Below are 14,857 nucleotides of genomic sequence, written 5' to 3' on the forward strand. Positions count from 1 at the left end.
TACACCCACACGGCGCAGCCGCCCGGAACGACCCGGCGGAACGGTCGCGCTCAGTCGTCGCCGGCCCCGCGCAGCGCGGTGCGCGCCTGCACGACGTAGAGGACGCCGGACCAGACGTAGAGGACGCCGCCCCAGATCGTGAAGGCGTAGCCGATCGGCCGGGCGATCGCGGCGATGTCCGAGCCACCCTGGGTGAGCAGCAGGAACGGGAAGGCGTACATCAGGACGAAGGTCGCGCCCTTGCCGATGTAGGTGACCTCGGGCGGGGCGAAGCCGCGGCGGCGCAGCGTCAGGACGCACACGCCGAGCACGGCCTCGCGGACCAGCAGCGGCACCACGACCCACCACGGGATGATCTCGCGGAGCAGGAACGCGACGAGCGTCGCGAGGATGTAGAGCCGGTCGGCCGCCGGGTCGAGCAGCGAGCCGAGCCGCGACATCTGGTTGAGCCAGCGGGCCAGCTTGCCGTCGAGCCAGTCGGTGAGCGCGCCGAACATCAGCACCGCGAGCGCCCAGCCGTCCTCCTTGGGGCCGAGCAGCAGCCAGAGGAAGACCGGCACGCCGGCCAGCCGCAGCAGCGACAGCATGTTGGGGACGTTGAAGGCCTGTCGCAGCAGCGACGGCTCGGCGCTCGGGGTGTTCGCTTGAGCTGGTTCGGGTGCGGCTGTGCTCACTCGCCCACCCTAGAGCTCACGGCTCAGCACGCGCGGCGGTGGCTCCAGCCGCGTCGCTGCAGTTCGGCGCTGCTCAGCGCCTCGGGACGGCCGCGGCCGTCGGTGCCCACCCAGCGGGCCCGGCCGGGCCGGGACTCGAGGACGTAGGGGCGGCCGCAGCACCAGATGACGGTGTTGGGGACGGTCGGCGGGCGGGACGGTTCTTCGGTGCTGGTGACGGCGTTCATCGCTCTCACGGGGTCGGGGCGGGGTTGTCGGGGACGGGAAGCTCGCCGGCTTCCACCTCGATCGTCGGCAGTCCGGGCCGGGTTGTTAACGGCCGCGGCGGGAATTAGACCGATCGATTCTTGATGGCAGCCTTGTGTATCGGAGCGTGAACAGGAGGTTAACCGTCCATTGTGGACACACAAACGGGAGCCACCGGACACGCCCGCCACCCGGCTGGAGTAATCTCCGGCACACCCCTGGGCGCGTCGATCCACGGGGCCCCGGCCCGGGATGGGCCAGAACGACCTGGCCGGCCCGACCGGGGAGGAAGGATCGCGGTGCCCCACCCGACCACCACGAGGATGTGGCGGCTGTTGCTCGCGGCCTGCCTCGCCGTGCCCGCGCTCGCCGCCTGTTCCGGCGACCCGGCCCCGTCCGCCGCTCCCCCGCCGCAGGCTTCGACGTCCGCCGCACCGGCGTCCACGACGACCGGGACGCCGCCACCGCCGCCCGCCACGAGCGGCTCGTCCGTGCCCGGCCCGGCGTCGAAGCCGGCCGCCGTGCCGCCGACCGTGCCCGGCGCGTGCGGCGCCATCACCGCGGCCAGCGGGCTGACCCTCTACGTCTTCGACAGCGGTTCGAGCGGCGTCAGCTGCGTCGCGGCGACCCAGCTGGTCACCGACTTCCACCGCAAGATCGCCGGGCGCCAGGGCGCCGGCTCGAACGACGCGGTGAACGAGACGGTGAACGGCTGGCTGTGCACTTCCGGGCCGCCCGCCGCGCAAGGCGGCACCACCTGCACCAAGGGCGAGCAGACGGTGTTCGCCGCCGTCGTCCCGTCCGAATGAGTTCCCGTCCCGTCCGCTTCTGAAGGGCCCATGAAGACACTCGCCTACCCCCTGCTGCTCGTCGCCGCGACCGCCGTCCTGGCCGGGTGCGGCGGCGCCGACCCGGCGCCCGCGGCGCCGTCCGCCTCGAGCGCGGTCCCGGCCGAGGCGGCCGCGGCGGCGTCCACGGCGCCGGGCGTGCCGTGCGGCGACGTCACCGGATCGGGCGGCGCCAAGACGGCGGTCGTCGCGCACGGCAAGGTCGACTGCGCCGCGGCGACGACGCTGCTGAAGGACTATTTCGCGAAGCTGACCCCGGCCGAGGCGGCCTCGGCCGACGGCCCGGGCCCCGTCGTGCTGGACGAGTGGACGTGCGGCAGCGGCGCGAACGACCCGGTGACGGTCTGCTCGACCGAAGACGGCCGCCAGATCGAGGGCACGCGCGCCTGACCGCCCCATGCGCCCCAATGTGGCGTTGGGTGCGTCCAACGCACCCAACGCCACATTGGGGCGCATGAGGAGCCGAGTCAGCCCTTGAGGTCCGGGAAGTCCTCTTCGCGGAACTCCGTGCCCGCGCCGCGCGCCGGGTCGCTCTCGCGGCCGCGCAGCTCGACGCGGCGGATCTTGCCCGAGATCGTCTTCGGCAGGTCGGCGAACTCGAGCCGCCGGATCCGCTTGTACGGCGCCAGGTGCTCGCGGCAGTACGCGAGAATGGCCTTCGCCGTGTCCGCCGTCGGCTCGTGGCCGGCGGCCAGCACGACGTACGCCTTCGGGACAGCGAGCCGGATCGGGTCGGGGGCCGGGACGACCGCCGCTTCGGCGACCGCCTCGTGCTCGATGAGCACGCTCTCCAGCTCGAACGGCGAGATCCGGTAGTCCGACGCCTTGAAGACGTCGTCGGTGCGCCCGACGTAGGTGATGTAGCCGCGTTCGTCGATCGAACCGACGTCCCCGGTGTGGTAAAAGCCGTTCGAGAACGCCGTCGAGGTGCGCTCGTCGTCGCCGGCGTAACCCGTCATGAGGCCGACCGGGCGGTGGTCGAGGTCGAGGCAGATCTCGCCCTCCTGCGCGCGTTCGCCGCTGACCGGGTCGACCAGCGCCACCACGAACCCGGGCAGCGGGCGGCCCATCGAGCCCGGCACGACGTCCTGGCCCGGCGTGTTGGCGATCTGGACGCTGCTCTCGGTCTGGCCGAAGCCGTCCCGGATCGTGATGCCCCAGGCCTTCTCGACCTGGTCGATCACCTCGGGGTTCAGCGGCTCGCCCGCCCCGACGACCTTCTTCGGCGGCGTCTTCAGCGCCGTCAGGTCGGCCTGGATGAGCATCCGCCAGACCGTCGGCGGCGCGCAGAAGCTCGTGATGCCGCAGCGGTCCATCTGGGCCATCAACTTGCCCGCGTCGAACCGGGTGTAGTTGTAGAGGAACACCGTCGCTTCGGCGTTCCACGGCGCGAAGACGTTGCTCCACGCGTGTTTCGCCCAGCCCGGCGAGGAGATGTTGAGGTGGACGTCGCCCGGCTCCAGGCCGATCCAGTACATCGTGGACAGGTGCCCCACCGGGTACGACACCTGCGTGTGCTGCACCAGTTTCGGCTTCGCCGTGGTGCCGGAGGTGAAGTACAGCAGCAGCGGGTCGGCGGCTTTCGTCGGACTGTCCGGGGCGAACTCGGGTGATTCGGCGAACGCGGTCGCGTACGGGTGCCAGCCCTCGACCGGCTCCCCCACCGCGATCCGGGTGTAGTCACCGGCGACGCCGGTGAACTTCTCCGTGTCCGCCGAGCGGATCACGACGTGCTTGGCCGCGCCGCGCTCGACGCGGTCGGTCAGGTCGGCCGGGCCGAGCAGGGTGGACGCCGGGATGATCACCGCGCCGAGCTTGATCGCGGCGAGGATCGTCTCCCACAGCTCGCCCTGGTTGCCCAGCATGAGGATCAGCCGGTCACCGCGGCGCACACCGAGGCCGCGCAGCCAGTTCGCCACCTGGTTGGACCGGCCCGACATCTCGGGGTAGGTCCAGCGGTTCTCGGTGCCGTCCTCCTCGACGATCCACAACGCGAACCGCTCGGCGTTGTCCGGGTCGTGCGCGACGACGTCGAACCAGTCGATCGCCCAGTTGAAGTGGTCGAACTCCGGCCAGGCGAAGTCGCGGTACGCCGTGTCGTAGTCCTCGCGGTGCTGCTGCAGGTAGTCCCGCGCCACGCGGAACGCGTGGTGGACTTCCGAAGCTCCGTTGCTCACCCTGCCTCCTTTGCTATTCGCCCGTGAACTCCGGCTTCCGGCGCTCCATGAAGGCCTGCACCGCCTCGCCGAGGTCCTTGCTGGGCAGGAACGCCGAGTTCCACGCCGCGACGTACCGGAGACCGTCGGCGACCTGGCGCTCGGTGTTCGCCGCCAGTACCTGCTTCGTACCCTGCACCACGAGCGGCGGGTTCGCAGCTATCTCACCGGCCAGTTCCCGCGCGGCCTTCAGCAGCGCGTCCTGGTCCGGGTAGACGTCGTTCACGAGGCCGATCTTCTCGGCGCGGGCGGCGTCGATGTCCTTGCCGGTCAGCGCCAGCTCGCGGACGTGGCCCTCGCCGATGATCGGGGAGAGCCGCTGCAGGCTGCCGATGTCGGCGACGATCGCGACGCGCACCTCGCGGACGCTGAACTTCGCGTCCGCACTGGCCAGCCGGATGTCGGCCGCGGTGACGACGTCGACGCCGCCGCCGATGCACCAGCCGGAGACGGCCGCGATGACCGGTTTGCGGCATTCGGCGATGGAGCTGACGGCGGCCTGCAGCCGCCGGACCTCGGTGTGGAACTCGCTGCGCGGGCCGGCCAGCGCGTCGCCGGCCAGCAGCGGCGCCCAGCCGCCCATCATCGCGGGCAGGTCGAGGCCGTAGGAGAAGTGCGCGCCGCTGCCGGTCAGCACCACGGCCCTGACCTGCGGGTCCGCGTCGAGGGCCCCCATCACCAGCGGCAGCTCGCGCCAGAAGTCCGGGCCCATCGCGTTGCCCTTCGAAGGGCCGAGGAGCGTCACTTCGGCGACGTGGCCTTCGATGTCGACCTTGAGGGAGACGAGGTCGGGCAGACTGTCAGCAGTAGCGGTCATGAGGTCATCTTGACCCATCCCCGCGACCACCCGCCATTGGCACGGTGTCAATTGAACTGTGATCCCGTGCGGTCCGCCACTGTGCCAACGTGGTCAGGGGATGCTTTCCTGGAGGAAGGTGACCACGACACGGGGAGGACGGTGGGACATGAGCCCGGCCAGCAGCGCGACCCTGATCGAGCCGGAGCCCCCGGCCCCGCCCGCACGGCGTTCGTCCCGTCCGATCGAGCTGACCGGCTCGTTCGACCACGAGGGGCACCGGCTCTGGTACACCGAGTTCGGCAGCGGCGACAAGGTCGTCGTGCTGACCCACGGCATCATGCTCACCCGCCGGATGCACGCGCCCCTCGCGCGGCGGCTGGCCCGCGCCGGGTTCCGGGTGGTCACGCTCGACCTGCTCGGCCACGGCGACTCGGACCGCCCGACCGAGTCGTGGCGGTACTCGATGCCGTCGTTCGCCGAGCAGACCCTGGCGCTGCTGGACCACCTCGAGGTCTCCGCCGCCGTGATCGGCGGGACGTCGCTGGGCGCGAACGTCTCCCTGGAGGTCGCGGTGTCGGCCCCCGAGCGGGCTCGTGGGCTGATCGTCGAGATGCCGGTGCTGGACAACGCGATCGTCGCGGGCCTGTTCACGTTCGCGCCGCTGCTGATGGCGGCCCGGTTCCTGCCGGTGACGGTGCAGGCGGTCGCCTTCGGGGCCTCGCTGGTCCCGCACGGCAACCAGTGGGTCGACGTCATCACCGACACGCTCTCGCAGCGCCCGGCCCCGATGGCGGCCCTGCTGCACGGGGTCCTGTTCGGCCGGATCGCCCCGCCGAAGTCGGTGCGCCGCGAGATCACGACCCGCGCCCTGGTGATCGGCCACCAGGGCGACCCGATCCACCCGTTCGGCGACGCCGACACCCTGGCCGTCGACATGCCGGACGCGGAGTTCGTCCAGGCCCGCAGCCCGGTCGAGCTGAGGTTCGACCCGACCCGCCTGTCCGACGCGATCCGCGACTTCGCCGCGAGCTGCTACGAGGACTGAGGCTGGGCCAGACCCGCCACCGGGCCGATCACGATCACCGCGGGCGGGCGGACTCCCGACGCCGCCGCGTCGGTGACCACCGTGTCCAATGTGGACCGCAGGGCGCGCTGGGTGCGCATCGTGCCGTCCTCGACGATCGCCACCGGGGTGTCGGCCGGGCGGCCGCCGTCGAGCAGGGCCTTGGCGAACTGCGGGAGCCGCTCGACGCCCATCATCAGCACGATCGTGCCGCGCATCCGGGCCAGCAGGTCCCAGTCGACCAGCGAGCGGTCGTCGCCGGGTGCGACGTGGCCGGAGACGACCACCACCTCGTGGGCGACACCGCGGTGGGTCACCGGGACGTCGGCGACCGCCGGGACCGCGAACGCGCTGGTGATGCCCGGGACCATCGTCACCGGGACGCCGGCCTCGGCGCAGGCCAGCACCTCCTCGAAGCCGCGGCCGAACAGGTACGGGTCGCCGCCCTTGAGGCGGACGACGAACTTGCCCTCCTTGGCGCGGTCGATGAGCGTGCTGTTGATGACGTCCTGGCTGGCGGCTCGGCCGTACGGGATCTTCGCCGCGTCGACGATCTCCACCTCGGGCGCGAGTTCGTCGAGCAGCTCCCGGGGCGCCAGCCGGTCGACGACCACGACGTCGGCGCGCGCGAGCAGCCGGCGGCCGCGGACCGTGATCAGCTCCGGGTCGCCCGGGCCGCCACCGACCAGCGCGACGCCGGGCAGGGTGCCGTCCGGGTGCGGGTGGCGGCCGTCTTCGACCGTGCCCGCGTGCAGGCCGTCCAGGATCGAGTCGCGGACCGCGGCGGACCGCAGGGGCTCGCCGCCGGAGAGCACGCCGAACAGCAGCCCGCCGTGGCGGCCGGACGCCGGGGTCACGGCGCTGCCGGACTCGCCCTCGTCGGCGCGGACGCAGAACACGCGCTCGCGCTCGGCTTCGGCGCAGATCGCCGCGTTGACCTCGGCGTCGTCCGTGCAGGCCAGCGCGTACCAGGCGTCTTTCAGGTCGCCTTCGGAGTAGCGGCGTTCGTGCCAGACCAGCTCGCCCGCGTCCACCATGCCCTGCACCGACGGTGTCGTGTGCGGGGACACCAGTTCCACGCGCGCGCCCGCGCGGATGAGCCGGGGCAGCCGGCGCTGGGCCACGGAACCGCCGCCGAACATCACGACGCGGCGGCCCGTCAGCTGGAGGCCGGAGAGGTAGTGCGGGTCGTCCATGCCGCGAATCTAACAGCGGCGCGGAGCGCCTCCGTTGAGGGCGGTGGCGGGGAGGAAGGCGGAATTTATTAACGCACCGGCGCCGCACCAGCCGGGCGTGCGAAGAGTCACCGTTCGAGCAGTGCGAGCAGGTCGGTGTTGCCGAACATCTTGGCCGTGTCGATCGCGGACGGCTGCCCGGCGCGCGGGTCGGCGCCGCCGTCGAGCAGGGCGCGCACGACGGCCGGCTCGTTCTTGAAGACGGCGCCCGCCAGGGGGCTCTGGCCGCGGTCGTTCTCGCGGTTCGGGTCGGCGCCGCGCTCGATCAACGCGGCGACCGTCTCGGCGTGGCCGTGGTAGGCGGCCAGCATGACCAGCGAGTCGCCGCTGTCGTTGGTGAGGTTGGCCGGGATTCCCCGGTCGACGTACGCGGCCAGTTCCGCGGTCCGGCCCTCGCGTGCGAACCCGAAGATCTTGGCCCACAGCGCCAGCATCTCCGGGGTGATCTCGTCGTCACTCATGCTTTGAGGCTCTCACGAAACCCGGAACACCGGCCCGCGCGCGACGAACGGCAGCCGGGCGCCCCGGGGCACCAGGTACGCGTGCTCGCGCCGCGGCCGGACGTGGTCGCACAGCGCGTCGGTGATGATCAGGATCGGCCCGTCCGGCGGGAAGTCCGGGGCGCGCTGCAGCAGGTCGACGCCGGGCTGCAGGATCGTGCCGCCGCGCCCGCGCACCTTGACCCGCCCCGCGATGTCCTCGACGGCGAGGTACCCGGCGTCGTAGGCGACGGCGTCGCAGAACACCACCCGCGCCGCCGGGACGTCACGGGCGGCGGCGTACGACGCGATCGCGCCCAGCGCCTTGCCGAGCAGCTCGACGTCCATCGAGCCGGACGTGTCGAGGACGACGCCGAAGGTGACACGCCGGTCGAGCTGCTCGGGCCGGACCTTGCCGGGACGCGGGATGTCCGGCGTCGACGACTGCCGGCGCGACGCCCGCGCGTAGCTGCGCACCGGCAGCTCGACGCGGACGTGCTCGTCGAACCAGCGGGCGAGCTGCGCGTCCCACGGCAGCGGCGGGTGCTCCAGGGACCGGATCTCCTGCTCCAGCCCGGCCGGCAGCAGCCCGCGGCCCTGGTTGTGGTGGTAGGTCAGGCCCTGGGTGAGCGCGCGGCGGTAGAACTCGTCGAGGTCGACGCCCTGGACGCGGTCCGTCCACGGCATCGGCCGCGGGTCGGCGCGCCGGGACGACCGGCGCTGTGTTGCTTCGGGCTGCGAAAGCCAGTCGCCCAGGACGTCACCAGCCTCACGGCCGCCCAGGGTGCGCAGCTTGCGGGCGCGCCGGAGGTCCGTGGTGAGCGTGTCGTAGACCGACTCGGCGGACAGGCCCGTCAGCTGCGGGTCGTGCAGGGCGTCCTCGGGCAGCACGCCGACGGCCATCGCGACGAGCCAGCCGTTGATCACGTAGTCGCAGGCGACGTTCCACAGGTACGGCTCGCGACCGAGCGCGCGGCGGTCGTGGCGCAACGCGGCGTGCAGCATCTCGTGCGCCAGCACGAACCGCCACTCCCCGGCGGTCAGCGGCGCGTGCGGGTTGACGTAGATCTCGCCGTGCTCGGCGTCCACCGCGGCCACGGCGATGTCCCAGGCCCGGACGACCTCGGCGTCGGCGATCAGGGTGAAGCCCGCGGCCATCGCGCCGAGCAGCGGGAACGACGAGGTGAACCAGGCCAGCGCGCGGTCCCACTCCCCCAGTGCCCGCCGGTGCCGGGTCTGCCCGCGCGCGTCCGCGGCGCGTTCCATGGCTTCGGTGGCCGCCGCGATCAGCCCGCGGGCGAACCGCTCGGTCCACGGCTCGGGCTTCCCGTTGTACTGGAGGTGCCAGCGGCTCTGGGGTGGGCCGAGCCGCAGGCACGGCCGCGCTCCACCGGTGCCGAGCCCCGTGAACGGCCCGGGGACGCCGGTTTCGCGCCACGTGCGGGTCAAGGAGAACTCGTCGCCGCCCGGGAGTTCCGGGAGCAGCACGGTGGGTTCGCCGACGTGGACCGCCTCGGCGAACCGGTGGACGGCCACGCAGCAGGCAGCGCCGTAGGACGCGTCGATCTCCCGGCCGGGCGTGACGGCCTCGGCGTCGGTCAGCGTCTCCTCGTCGAGGTGGCCGAGGCCGAGGTGCAGCAGCAGGTGCGCGAAGACCCACGCCCACTCCGCGGGCTCGGCGTCGCGGGCGCGGTTGGCCGTGATCACCCCGCGCTCGCTGACGACGGCCCAGCTGCCGACGCCGGTCAGGCTGTCCTGGCCGAGGCTCGCGCCGCGCGTCAGGTGGTCGAGCACGGTGTGCTCGCGGGCCAGCGCCCAGCCGGCGTCGATCGCCTTGGTGCGGCGTTCGCGGCGCTTGGCCTCGGCCTGCGCGGTGCTCACGCGCGCGCGTCCACGAGCCGCGGCAGGTCGCGGGCCGCCTCGACCAGGAACCACGACGGCAGGCGGGGGTGGCCCGCCTCGTCGTCGGCGATGACCAGCTGGGCCATCTCCAGGGAGATCTCGGCCAGCTCGACGAGCAGGCCCTTCGCGCGGAACGCGAACTGGCGCACCGCGGCCGACGCGTGCCGCTTGTCGGCGGGCAGGTCCTTGACCAGCCGCGCGCGGAACGTCTCGGCCAGGAAGTACAGCAGGTCACGATCGCCCGGCTCGGCGGGCCAGCGGGCGTCGCCCTTGAGGATGGCTTCGAGGTCGAAGGCGTGCCGGGCCGCCTTGAGGTACGCGCGGAACGAGCCGGCGTGCTGCGGGGTGAGCGTCGCGTAGGCCAGCAGCGCGATCGTCTCGTCTCCGGCGGCGTCGCCGTAGGAGTGCAGGAGGTCCGAGAGCATGTGCCACGAGCGCGGCGTCGAGAACGGCTCTTCGGTCTTCGGCGGCGGGCTCCACAGGTGGTCCGGGCGCTGGGTCAGGTAGTCGACGACCGACGGGTGGATGTCGTGGCTCATCGCCCAGGTCAGCCAGTCGGCGGGCGAGGCGCGAAGGTGCACGTGGACGAGCCGGTTGACCAGTGCGGACGCCATCGGGCGCGCGAGGGCCTGGTCGGTGGCGCGGTTGCCGGCGCCGATCACGACCGAGCCCGCGGGCAGCTCGTACGAGCCGATGCGGCGGTCGAGGATGAGCGAGTAGAACGCCTTCTGGACGTCGGGCGCGGCGGCGTTCAGCTCGTCCAGGAACAAGCAGTACGGCTCGTCGCGGGCGATCTGCTCCGGCGGGCAGAACCGGCTGCGGCCGTCGACGATCTGCGGGACGCCGATCAGGTCCTCCGGCGCGAGCTGGGTACCGAGCAGCGAGACGCAGTCGAGGCCGAGCGACGCCGCGAACTCCCGGACCAGGGACGACTTCCCGATACCGGGCGCGCCCCACAGGAACACCGGCCGCACGACCGCGGCGGCGAGCAGGACTTCGGGCAGCTGGGCGGGCGTGACCGTGAGCTGGGCGTGCACTACGTGGACCTCCTGATGTCAGGACATCCCGTGTGACGCCCCCTTTCGCAGGCTCATGATCGCGCGCCCGCCCAGCCGGCGCACCTGGTTTTCAGCTGGCGCGTCCCGAAGCGGGGTAGGGCAACAGGGCCATCTCCCGCGCGTTCTTGATCGCCGTGGCGACCTGTTTCTGTTGCTGCGGTGTCAAACCCGTCACCCGGCGGGCCCGGATCTTGCCGCGGTCGGAGACGAACTTCCGCAGCAGATCGACGTCCTTCCAGTCGACGTGGGTGATCCGGTGCGCGTGCAGCAGGTTCACCTTGCGCTTGCCGGGGCGGTCCCGGGTCGGCTTCGGCATCCGGCTCACCAGCTCGACTTCGTGACGCCGGGCAGCTCGCCGTGGTGGGCGGCCTGGCGCATCTTCACCCGTGACAGCCCGAACTTGCGCAGATATCCGCGCGGGCGGCCGTCGGCCGCGTCCCGGTTGCGGATCCGCGTCGGGCTCGCGTCGCGCGGCAGCTTCTGCAGCGCGACGACCGCCGCTCCCTTGTCCTCGGCGGACGACGACGGCGCGGCGATGACGGCCTTGAGCGCGCGACGGCGTTCGACGTACCGGGCCGCGATCACCTTGCGCTGCTCGTTCTTCGCGATCTTCGACTTCTTCGCCATCAGCGCTCTTCCTTGAACTCGACGTGCTTGCGCGCGACCGGGTCGTACTTGCGCAGGACCATCCGGTCCGGGTTGGTGCGGCGGTTCTTCTTCGTGACGTACGTGTAGCCGGTCCCCGCGGTGGACCGCAGCTTGACGACCGGCCGGATGTCGGTGCTCTTCGCCATCAGAACTTCATCCCCTTCGCCTTCAGTTCGGCCACGACGGCCTCGATCCCGCGCTTGTCGATCGTCTTCATCCCCTTGACGGAGACGCGCAGCCGCACCCAGCGGCGCTCGCTGGGCACGAAGTAGCGGCGGTTCTGCAGGTTCGGCTCCCACCGCCGGGACGTACGGCGGTGCGAGTGCGAGACCTGCTTGCCGTACCCCGGCTTGCGGCCGGTGACCTGGCACACGGCGGACACGGACCCTCCCGAGTTGATAGTGATTGTCGTTTTCATCTACTCTACGCACCGTACCCCGCCCGTATTCCTGGAGCTCTCGTGACCCCTGATCCCCGTGTCCCGCTCGTGCTCGTCAGCGGCCTCGCCCCGGGCGCGAACGCCACGCTCGCCGAGCTGCTGCGCGTCGCCGAGCCCGGCACCGCCGTCGTCCACCACGACCTGCGCGACATCCACTCCGGCGTCGTCCGCCGCCGCCTGCGCCTCGAGCAGCGCGACCAGCTGACCGTCCTCGAACTGGCGCACGGCTGCGTGTCCTGCACCCTGCGCGAGGACCTGCTCCCGCTGCTGCGGCGGCTGGCCCGGATGCCGCAGGTGCGCCGGATCGTCGTCCGGCTCGACGAGGCCATGGAGCCCGAGCCGGTGAGCTGGGCGATCCGCAACGTCCTGGTCGGCGACCACCCGGTGCACGACGACGTCGACCTGCGCGCCGTGCTCACGGTCGTCGACTGCGCGACCTGGCTCGGCGACGCGACCGGCGACGATGCCCTGGCCGAGCGGAACCTGCAGGCCAGCCCGGAGGACGACCGGACCGTCGCCCAGGTGGCACTGTCCCAGGTCGAGTTCGCCGACGTCCTCGTGCTGGCCGGCGCGGCGACCGACGCGTGGCACGCGGCCAAGGCGTCCGCCGTGCTCGATCGCGTCGCACCGTCGGTCCCGCGGGTCGAGCTGAGCCGGGTGGACGGGCACAGCGTGCTCGACGCCGTCCCGGCCGACGCGCGGCGCGGCGAGGTCACCGACATGCACGGCGCGCTGCTGCGCGGCCAGCCGCCGCTGCACGCCGACTGCGGCATCGGGCTGGTCACCTTCACCGCCGAGCGGCCGTTCCACCCGCAGCGGCTGCACGACGCGCTCGACGTCCTGCTCGACGGCGTCGTCCGCACCCGCGGCCGGGCCTGGGTGGCAAGCCAGCCGGACGTCGCGTTCTGGATCGAGTCGGCCGGCGGCGGGCTGGGCATCGGGCACGCCGGGCCGTGGCTCGCCTCGCCGGACGGTCCGGAGTGGACGGACGTCTCCCCCGAGCGCCGCACCCTGGCGTCCCTGCGCTGGCACCCCGTGCACGGCGACCGCGCGCAGGAGCTGGTCGTGGTGACGGACCAGACAACGCCCGGCGAGATCGACGCGGCCCTGCGCGGCGCTCTACTGACCGACGAGGAACTGAGGGCCAGCCCGGAGGCCTGGGAGCGCTATCCCGATCCGTTCGGCGACTGGCACGAAGAACCCTGCGAAGACACCGAACCCGACCCGGCGCGGCGCGACGCGACCGCGGCGAACCGAAAGGAAGACCAGTGAAACAAGGCATCCACCCCGATTACCACCCCGTGGTCTTCAAGGACTCGTCCACCGGCGACGCCTTCCTGACCCGCTCCACCGCCACGTCGGACAAGACGATCGAGTGGTCCGACGGGCAGACCTACCCCCTGGTGACGGTCGACATCAGCGCGTGGTCGCACCCGTTCTGGACCGGCACCCAGCGGATCATGGACAGCGCCGGCCAGGTCGAGAAGTTCCACCGCCGCTACGGGAAGCGGGGTACGCGCTGATGGCCGTCCCCAAGCGCAGGAAGTCCCGCAGCAACACTCGCGCCCGGCGGTCCCAGTGGAAGGCCGCCGCGGTGGACCTGGTCCCGATCAAGGTCGACGGCGAGACGAAGCTCGTCCCCCGCCGGCTGGTCCGCCACTTCCACGCGTGAGCGTCCCGGTCACCGTGCTGTCGGGCTTCCTCGGCGCGGGCAAGACGACGCTGCTCAACCACATCCTCGCCAACCGCGACGGCCTGCGGGTGGCGGTGATCGTCAACGACATGAGCGAGGTCAACATCGACGCCGCGCTCGTGCGCTCGCAGGAGCGCCTCGTCGAGCTGACCAACGGGTGCATCTGCTGCACCCTGCGCGAGGACCTGCTGGACGAGGTGGCGGCGCTGTGCGCGGACGACCGGTCGACCACGTGCTCATCGAGTCGAGCGGGATCTCCGAGCCGATGCCGGTGGCCGCGACGTTCACGTTCCTGGACGAGGTGGCCCGCCTCGACACCATGGTGACGGTCGTCGACGCGGCCAGCTTCGCCCGCGAGCTGGCCGCCGGCGACTCCCTCGTAGAGCGCCGGCTGGACCAGTACTCGGACGACGAGCGGACGGTGAGTGACCTGCTGATGGACCAGGTCGAGTTCGCCGACGTGCTGCTGCTTAACAAGACCGATCTCGTGTCGCCGGACGAGGCCGCGCTGCTGGTGGCGGTGCTCCGGCGGCTCAACCCGGCCGCCGACGTCGTGACGAGCAGCTTCGGGAAGGTGCCACTGGACCGCGTCTTCGGCACCGGCCGCTACGACGTCGGCCGCGCGCAGGAGGCCCCGGGCTGGGTCGCCGAGCTGAACGGCGACCACGTGCCGGAGACCGAGGAGTACGGCATCTCGAGCGTGGTGTTCCGCGCGTCCCGGGCCTTCGACCCGGCGCGCCTGTGGGACTTCGTCGCCCGGCGCCTCGACTCCGGCGAGTTCGGGACGGTATTGCGCTCCAAGGGGTTCTTCGCCCTGGCGTCCCGCCCCGGGGTGACAGGCCTGTGGTCTCAAGCCGGGACGGTGGCGCGATTCGAACCCCAGGGCGTCGCGGACGAGCCACGGCAGGAGCTGGTGTTCATCGGCGTCGACCTGGCGGGCGACGCGCTGCTCAGCGCGCTGCGGGAGTGCCTGGGTGACGTGGCGAGCGGCCCGGACCCGTTCCCGGACTGGGAACCCGTCCACGGCCACTAAGCCTTCTGCCGCGGCTTGTCGTGAGTGTTTAGGGCGGTTCTAACCGCCCTAAACACTCACGACGGGGCGGGCGCGGCGGGTGCGTCAGTGGTCGTCGTAGTGGTCTTCGTGCGGTGCGTGGCGGTGGCCGTCGTGGAGGTAGTCGACGTGCTCGCCGTGCGGGACCGCGACGTGGCCGCAGCCTTCGCCGTGGGTGTGGTCGTGGCCGGTGTGCGGCACGTGGCCGGCGATCTCGCACTCGTCGAAGTGCCCGTCGTGCGCGCGGTGCAGGTGCCCTTCGTGCGCGTAGTCGACGTGGTCGCCGTGCGGGACCGCGGCGTGCCCGCAGCCTTCGCCGTGGACGTGGTCGTGACCGGCGTGCTCGACGTGCGGGATCGTCATCGGCGGGTCCTCCGGGAATGCGTTCGGCGGCATATGTCCACTTCGGACGCTAACACCGGGTGACCACGGCGACCGGGCGAAAGCTCCCGGCTCACCCGATAGGTCCGAGTTGATCAACCCAGGTTTATCAGTCTAGGTTGACG

19 protein-coding genes and 1 pseudogene are annotated in these 14,857 nt (G+C 72.1%); 7 read left to right on the forward strand and 13 right to left on the reverse strand.

All coding sequences use genetic code 11. From position 1 onward, the window contains the following. Positions 1-50: 50 nt before the first annotated feature. Positions 51-674, reverse strand: a complete 624-nt coding sequence (locus ACLJQZ_RS37280) for a CDP-alcohol phosphatidyltransferase family protein (protein WP_247051974.1) — start codon at positions 672-674, stop codon at positions 51-53. Positions 675-697: 23 nt separating this feature from the next. Continuing rightward, entirely contained in the window at positions 698-901 is a 204-nt protein-coding gene (locus ACLJQZ_RS37285) for a hypothetical protein (protein ID WP_247051975.1), read from the reverse strand. Between the two features lie 318 nt (positions 902-1,219). Between ACLJQZ_RS37285 and ACLJQZ_RS37290 the strand changes: the two genes are divergently transcribed. Together ACLJQZ_RS37290 and ACLJQZ_RS37295 are read left to right on the forward strand one after the other, a co-directional pair. Continuing rightward, positions 1,220-1,729, forward strand: a complete 510-nt coding sequence (locus ACLJQZ_RS37290) for a hypothetical protein (protein ID WP_410625038.1) — start codon at positions 1,220-1,222, stop codon at positions 1,727-1,729. A 30-nt stretch (positions 1,730-1,759) separates the two neighbouring features. Continuing rightward, complete coding sequence (locus ACLJQZ_RS37295; protein ID WP_410625040.1) at positions 1,760-2,158, forward strand: hypothetical protein; 399 nt, start codon at positions 1,760-1,762, stop codon at positions 2,156-2,158. 77 nt (positions 2,159-2,235) lie between these two features. Here the strand turns inward: ACLJQZ_RS37295 and ACLJQZ_RS37300 are convergent, their stop codons facing one another. Continuing rightward, the gene (locus ACLJQZ_RS37300; RefSeq protein WP_410625042.1) at positions 2,236-3,945 is read right to left on the reverse strand and encodes an AMP-binding protein; all 1,710 of its coding nucleotides are present in this window, start codon (positions 3,943-3,945) and stop codon (positions 2,236-2,238) included. A 13-nt stretch (positions 3,946-3,958) separates the two neighbouring features. Continuing rightward, positions 3,959-4,801: a crotonase/enoyl-CoA hydratase family protein gene (locus tag ACLJQZ_RS37305; RefSeq protein WP_410625044.1), complete on the reverse strand. Its 843-nt coding sequence runs from the start codon at positions 4,799-4,801 to the stop codon at positions 3,959-3,961. 148 nt (positions 4,802-4,949) lie between these two features. On the opposite strand from ACLJQZ_RS37305, the gene ACLJQZ_RS37310 reads away from it, so the two are divergent. Further along, entirely contained in the window at positions 4,950-5,828 is an 879-nt protein-coding gene (locus ACLJQZ_RS37310; protein ID WP_410625046.1) for an alpha/beta fold hydrolase, read from the forward strand. Here the strand turns inward: ACLJQZ_RS37310 and cobA are convergent. From cobA to rpmB, 8 genes are all read right to left on the reverse strand, one after another. Then, the gene (cobA, locus tag ACLJQZ_RS37315; protein WP_410625048.1) at positions 5,816-7,042 is read right to left on the reverse strand and encodes a uroporphyrinogen-III C-methyltransferase; all 1,227 of its coding nucleotides are present in this window, start codon (positions 7,040-7,042) and stop codon (positions 5,816-5,818) included. The two genes, ACLJQZ_RS37310 and cobA, sit on opposite strands and share 13 nt — an antisense overlap. 107 nt (positions 7,043-7,149) lie before the next feature. Next, positions 7,150-7,542 (reverse strand): ankyrin repeat domain-containing protein, encoded by a 393-nt coding sequence (locus ACLJQZ_RS37320; protein WP_410625050.1) that lies wholly within the window; start codon positions 7,540-7,542, stop codon positions 7,150-7,152. A 12-nt stretch (positions 7,543-7,554) separates the two neighbouring features. Beyond that, the gene (locus ACLJQZ_RS37325) at positions 7,555-9,441 is read right to left on the reverse strand and encodes a DUF2201 family putative metallopeptidase (protein ID WP_410625052.1); all 1,887 of its coding nucleotides are present in this window, start codon (positions 9,439-9,441) and stop codon (positions 7,555-7,557) included. Beyond that, positions 9,438-10,499, reverse strand: a complete 1,062-nt coding sequence (locus ACLJQZ_RS37330) for an ATP-binding protein (RefSeq protein ID WP_410625053.1) — start codon at positions 10,497-10,499, stop codon at positions 9,438-9,440. Before ACLJQZ_RS37330 ends, ACLJQZ_RS37325 begins: the two co-directional genes overlap by 4 nt. A gap of 91 nt (positions 10,500-10,590) precedes the next feature. Continuing rightward, entirely contained in the window at positions 10,591-10,845 is a 255-nt protein-coding gene (gene rpsR, locus ACLJQZ_RS37335; protein WP_326949783.1) for a 30S ribosomal protein S18, read from the reverse strand. Next, complete coding sequence (gene rpsN / locus ACLJQZ_RS37340; RefSeq protein WP_410625056.1) at positions 10,842-11,147, reverse strand: 30S ribosomal protein S14; 306 nt, start codon at positions 11,145-11,147, stop codon at positions 10,842-10,844. Before rpsN ends, rpsR begins: the two co-directional genes overlap by 4 nt. Beyond that, the gene (gene rpmG, locus ACLJQZ_RS37345; RefSeq protein ID WP_410625058.1) at positions 11,147-11,314 is read right to left on the reverse strand and encodes a 50S ribosomal protein L33; all 168 of its coding nucleotides are present in this window, start codon (positions 11,312-11,314) and stop codon (positions 11,147-11,149) included. Before rpmG ends, rpsN begins: the two co-directional genes overlap by 1 nt. Then, complete coding sequence (gene rpmB / locus ACLJQZ_RS37350) at positions 11,314-11,550, reverse strand: 50S ribosomal protein L28 (protein WP_247051987.1); 237 nt, start codon at positions 11,548-11,550, stop codon at positions 11,314-11,316. Before rpmB ends, rpmG begins: the two co-directional genes overlap by 1 nt. 78 nt (positions 11,551-11,628) lie before the next feature. Between rpmB and mrf the strand changes: the two genes are divergently transcribed. From mrf to ACLJQZ_RS37370, 4 genes and pseudogenes are all read left to right on the forward strand, one after another. Then, entirely contained in the window at positions 11,629-12,879 is a 1,251-nt protein-coding gene (gene mrf, locus ACLJQZ_RS37355; RefSeq protein ID WP_410625060.1) for a ribosome hibernation factor-recruiting GTPase MRF, read from the forward strand. After that, positions 12,876-13,130 (forward strand): type B 50S ribosomal protein L31, encoded by a 255-nt coding sequence (locus ACLJQZ_RS37360; RefSeq protein WP_326953155.1) that lies wholly within the window; start codon positions 12,876-12,878, stop codon positions 13,128-13,130. The genes mrf and ACLJQZ_RS37360 overlap by 4 nt, the downstream gene beginning before the upstream one ends. Further along, positions 13,130-13,279, forward strand: coding sequence for a 50S ribosomal protein L32 (gene rpmF / locus ACLJQZ_RS37365; protein ID WP_410625062.1), 150 nt, complete (start codon positions 13,130-13,132; stop codon positions 13,277-13,279). The genes ACLJQZ_RS37360 and rpmF overlap by 1 nt, the downstream gene beginning before the upstream one ends. Further along, positions 13,276-14,333 (forward strand): annotated as a pseudogene (locus tag ACLJQZ_RS37370) (GTP-binding protein). Before rpmF ends, ACLJQZ_RS37370 begins: the two are co-directional and overlap by 4 nt. A gap of 84 nt (positions 14,334-14,417) precedes the next feature. On the opposite strand, the gene ACLJQZ_RS37375 reads toward ACLJQZ_RS37370, so the two are convergent. Next, entirely contained in the window at positions 14,418-14,714 is a 297-nt protein-coding gene (locus tag ACLJQZ_RS37375) for a hypothetical protein (protein ID WP_410625064.1), read from the reverse strand. Positions 14,715-14,857 lie beyond the last annotated feature (143 nt).

The organism is Amycolatopsis sp. cmx-8-4 (genome assembly GCF_046548675.1).
Classification (GTDB): domain Bacteria; phylum Actinomycetota; class Actinomycetes; order Mycobacteriales; family Pseudonocardiaceae; genus Amycolatopsis.